The 3,835-nt window shown below is 53.4% G+C and carries 3 protein-coding genes and 4 tRNA genes; 1 reads left to right on the top strand and 6 read right to left on the bottom strand.

Features of this window, described 5'->3' with window-relative positions; genetic code table 11:
• Nucleotide 1 precedes the first annotated feature (1 nt).
• The 4 genes from L975_RS14985 to L975_RS14970 all read right to left on the bottom strand — a co-directional run bounded on the left by L975_RS14985 (nucleotide 2) and on the right by L975_RS14970 (nucleotide 364).
• Nucleotides 2-74 (bottom strand) — tRNA-Thr (locus L975_RS14985).
• Nucleotides 75-81: 7 nt separating this feature from the next.
• A tRNA-Gly gene (locus tag L975_RS14980) sits at nucleotides 82-156 on the bottom strand.
• Nucleotides 157-190: 34 nt separating this feature from the next.
• Nucleotides 191-275, bottom strand: a tRNA-Tyr gene (locus tag L975_RS14975).
• Between the two features lie 13 nt (nucleotides 276-288).
• Nucleotides 289-364, bottom strand: a tRNA-Thr gene (locus tag L975_RS14970).
• A 207-nt stretch (nucleotides 365-571) separates the two neighbouring features.
• Between L975_RS14970 and coaA the strand changes: the two genes are divergently transcribed.
• Nucleotides 572-1,519, top strand: coding sequence for a type I pantothenate kinase (gene coaA / locus L975_RS14965; RefSeq protein ID WP_010864829.1), 948 nt, complete (start codon nucleotides 572-574; stop codon nucleotides 1,517-1,519).
• A gap of 82 nt (nucleotides 1,520-1,601) precedes the next feature.
• Here the strand turns inward: coaA and birA are convergent, their stop codons facing one another.
• Both birA and murB read right to left on the bottom strand, forming a co-directional pair.
• A complete protein-coding gene (gene birA / locus L975_RS14960) occupies nucleotides 1,602-2,576 on the bottom strand; it encodes a bifunctional biotin--[acetyl-CoA-carboxylase] ligase/biotin operon repressor BirA (protein ID WP_039046779.1) in 975 nt (324 codons plus the stop codon).
• Nucleotides 2,573-3,637: a UDP-N-acetylmuramate dehydrogenase gene (gene murB / locus L975_RS14955; protein ID WP_230400822.1), complete on the bottom strand. Its 1,065-nt coding sequence runs from the start codon at nucleotides 3,635-3,637 to the stop codon at nucleotides 2,573-2,575. The genes birA and murB overlap by 4 nt, the downstream gene beginning before the upstream one ends.
• Nucleotides 3,638-3,835: the final 198 nt, after the last annotated feature.

Raw genomic sequence — 3,835 nt, 5'->3', positions numbered from 1 at the left:
GTGCTGATACCCAGAATCGAACTGGGGACCTCACCCTTACCAAGGGTGCGCTCTACCGACTGAGCCATATCAGCACTTTGTTGGAGCGGGCAGCGGGAATCGAACCCGCATCATCAGCTTGGAAGGCTGAGGTAATAGCCATTATACGATGCCCGCATCCTGAAACTCGGCTACCACATATGGTAAAATTTGGTGGAGGGAGAAGGATTCGAACCTTCGAAGGCTGAGCCGTCAGATTTACAGTCTGATCCCTTTGGCCGCTCGGGAATCCCTCCGGATTCTTTGTTATGGTGCCGGCTGCCGGAATCGAACTGGCGACCTACTGATTACAAGTCAGTTGCTCTACCTACTGAGCTAAGCCGGCGTACCACAAGTGCTGCGCATTCTATGGTGACTCTGGAAAGGATGCAACACCTTTAGCGCAAAAAAATTGCCGAAATGCGTCGTTCGCCTAGATTTTGTTCAGAACATATGCCTATAACGCTTTATACTATGCGCTTTGCGACAGGTGCGCTCTGTACCGATCTCTTTTTAGTGGTCGGACATTCGTTTGTTCGACCCCGGATTGGCTATGACAAAACATCAAGATATAACCACGCCTTTTGTGTCGTTTGAGCGGCAAGAGTGGGCTGACCTGCGGGATGCGATCCCGCTGACGCTGACCGAGTCAGATTTGGAGCGTCTGAAAGGGATTAACGATGAGCTCTCGTTAGATGAGGTCATTGAGATTTACTTGCCCCTTTCCCGCTTGCTCAACTTTTACATCCGCTCCAATTTGCGTCGTCAATCGGTGCTGGATCAGTTTTTAGGACGCGAAGGACAGCGCATTCCGTATGTGATTGGTATTGCCGGCAGTGTGGCGGTTGGTAAAAGTACCACCGCGCGGATTTTGCAGGCGCTGCTCAGCCGCTGGCCGGAGCATCGCCATGTTGAGTTGGTCACCACCGATGGTTTTTTGCATCCGAATGCGGTCTTGCATGAACGTGGGATCATGAAAAAGAAGGGCTTTCCGGAGTCCTATGACATGCGCCGCTTCGTGCAGTTTATTTCCGATGTTAAATCGGGCCAACCACGCGTCAGTGCACCGGTGTATTCCCACCTGATCTATGACATTGTGCCGGATGGTGAGAAGGTGATTGAGCAGCCAGATATCTTACTGCTGGAAGGGTTGAATGTACTGCAAAGCGGGATGGATTATCCGCACGACCCCCATCGGGTGTTTGTGTCCGACTTCGTCGACTTCTCTATCTATGTGGATGCCGATACGGCGCTGCTGAAAAGTTGGTATATCGAGCGGTTTTTGAAGTTTAGAAAAGGTGCCTTCTCTGATCCGAACTCCTACTTCCATAACTATGCCAAGTTAAGTGAAGAGGAAGCCGTCAGTATCGCCAATCAGATTTGGGATGAGATCAACGGGCTCAATCTGCAGCAAAATATCTTACCGACGCGTGAACGCGCCAGTCTGATTTTGACGAAGGGCAAAGAGCACGCGGTCGAGCGCGTCTGTCTGCGCAAATAAGCCCAGCAACAGCTTAGTGACCATCGCGAGGCATCAGGCCTCGCGATTTTGTGCCCGGACTCGGCAACAAAGCGCTGAACCCTTACTGAGCGGCGGTGACTGGACGCAGCGAGATCTCACCGCCAATAAAGCTTTTCAACGTACCGTCCGCTAACCGTAAACGCAGCGCGCCATGGCTATCGATACCGCAGGCCACCCCTTCCACGCAGCGCTCGCCCATCAACAAACGCACCTGTCGGCCGGCAAAGTTATCCAGCTCATTCCAGCGCTCATAAAACGCCCCTAAGCCTGCTTGCTCATAACGCGGCAGTTGCTGTTGTAACGCTTGCAACAATGCCGCAGCCAGTTGATTGCGCGATAACTCCGGACACACATCTTTCACGCAGGCGCACGGCTGATCAATTTGCTCACGCACCGAGGCCGGTAACGCCACATTGATCCCCATCCCCAACACGATATGTGCCGCATCACCGGTTTGTCCGGTCAGCTCAACCAAAATACCGGAGAGCTTTTTGTCATTCAGGTACAGGTCATTCGGCCATTTGACCTTAACGTCACCCACGCCAAGCGAGGTCAGCACATCCGCCACAATCACGCCGATAGCCAGACTTAAGCCAACTGCAGCCGCCGGCCCTTGGTCTAACCGCCAGTACATCGATAAATAGAGATTGGCCCCAAACGGCGATTGCCACACCCGCCCACGGCGCCCACGCCCCGCATGCTGGTATTCCGCCAGACAGGCATAGCCCGATGGATATTGCCCGATCCGATCCAGTAAATACTGATTAGTGGAGTCAATGACTGGCAACAGCGCAAACTGAGCTTCTGGCGCTAAGGCCTGCAAACGCTCAGTCGTCAATAGCTCCATCGGCTCGGCTAAACGATAGCCTTTACCAGGAACGGTAAACACATCGATGCCCCAGCTTTGCAAGGTACGGATATGTTTGCTGACAGCGGCACGGGAGATCCCGAGCCACTCACCTAAACGCTCGCCGGAGCGAAATTCACCGTCCGCTAACCAGCGAACGATCTGCAGTGGAGTCTCACTGTTCTTCATGCAATCGCCTGTACTGCGTTAATTTCCCCATCGGCGCCCATGAAGCGAACTTCCGGCTCCAACGCGACAGCAAAGCGAGCCAACACCTGCTGACGCACGGTATGTGCCAGTTGCACCACATCACGGGCCGTGGCGTTGCCTTGATTGACCAGCACCAACGCTTGTTTATCATGCACCGCCGCACCGCCAATGCGGTGCCCCTTCAAGCCACACTGATCAATCAGCCAGCCCGCCGCCAATTTATACTGGCCGTCCGGTTGTGGGTAACACGGGATGCTCGGGTATGTTTGGCGTAGATCGGCCAACGCTTCACCGCTGACCAACGGGTTTTTGAAAAAGCTCCCCGCATTGCCCTGCTGCGCCGGATCCGGCAATTTACTCTGGCGCATCTGGCACACGGTGGTGAAAATCTGCTGCGCCGTTACACTGCTCGGATCCAGCTTAGCCAAGTCACCATAGCTGAGCACCGGCTGCCAAGCTTTTGGCAAGCGCAACCCAACTGCGGTGATCACATACCCATGCTGATAACGGTGTTTGAAGATACTGTCGCGATAACCAAATTGGCACTCTTCGCGCGATAAACGCACAGTCTCGCCACTCGTCAGGTCCAACACATCCACGTACTCGCACACTTTTTCAAACTCTACGCCATAAGCGCCAATGTTCTGAATCGGTGCCGACCCGCAGCAGCCGGGGATCAATGCCAGATTCTCCATTCCTGGTAAGTTGTGCGCCAGCGTGTACTCCACCAATTGGTGCCAATTCTCTCCCGCCGCCACATGCAGATGCCATGCCTGCTCGCTTTCGCTACAACAAATGCCACGTAAGCGGTTCACTATGACATGCCCAGCGAAATCTTCAGTAAACAACATATTGCTGCCACCACCTAAAATCAGCAGTGGCTCATTAGCCTGCAATGAAGCACGGCTCAATGCTAATAGCTCGCTCAATTGCGTCACTTGGCTGATTTTGCGTGCACGTACTGGCAAACCGAACGTGTGGAAAGGCTGTAATGATGGCCACGATGCTGATGACATCGCTGTTGGCGTTGATGTAGGCATAGATGCTGATGACCTGGGTTCTATTCATTACGCACAATTGCGGCGTAAATACTCACTCAATTGCGGTCATTCTACTGGAATTTTGTGCCTACCGCGATGTACGCAGCTACTTACGGGGGACTAAAACGCAAAAAGCCCATCCGTTAGGATGGGCTCTTCACTTATTTGATGCCTGGCAGTTCCCTACTCTCGCATGGG

It is taken from the genome of Plesiomonas sp. ZOR0011, from assembly GCF_000800945.1.
GTDB classification, from domain to species: Bacteria; Pseudomonadota; Gammaproteobacteria; order Enterobacterales; family CAMTGL01; genus Plesiomonas; species Plesiomonas shigelloides.
Note: the sequence above shows the minus strand (reverse complement) of the source record. Positions and strands in the feature narration are given on the sequence as shown.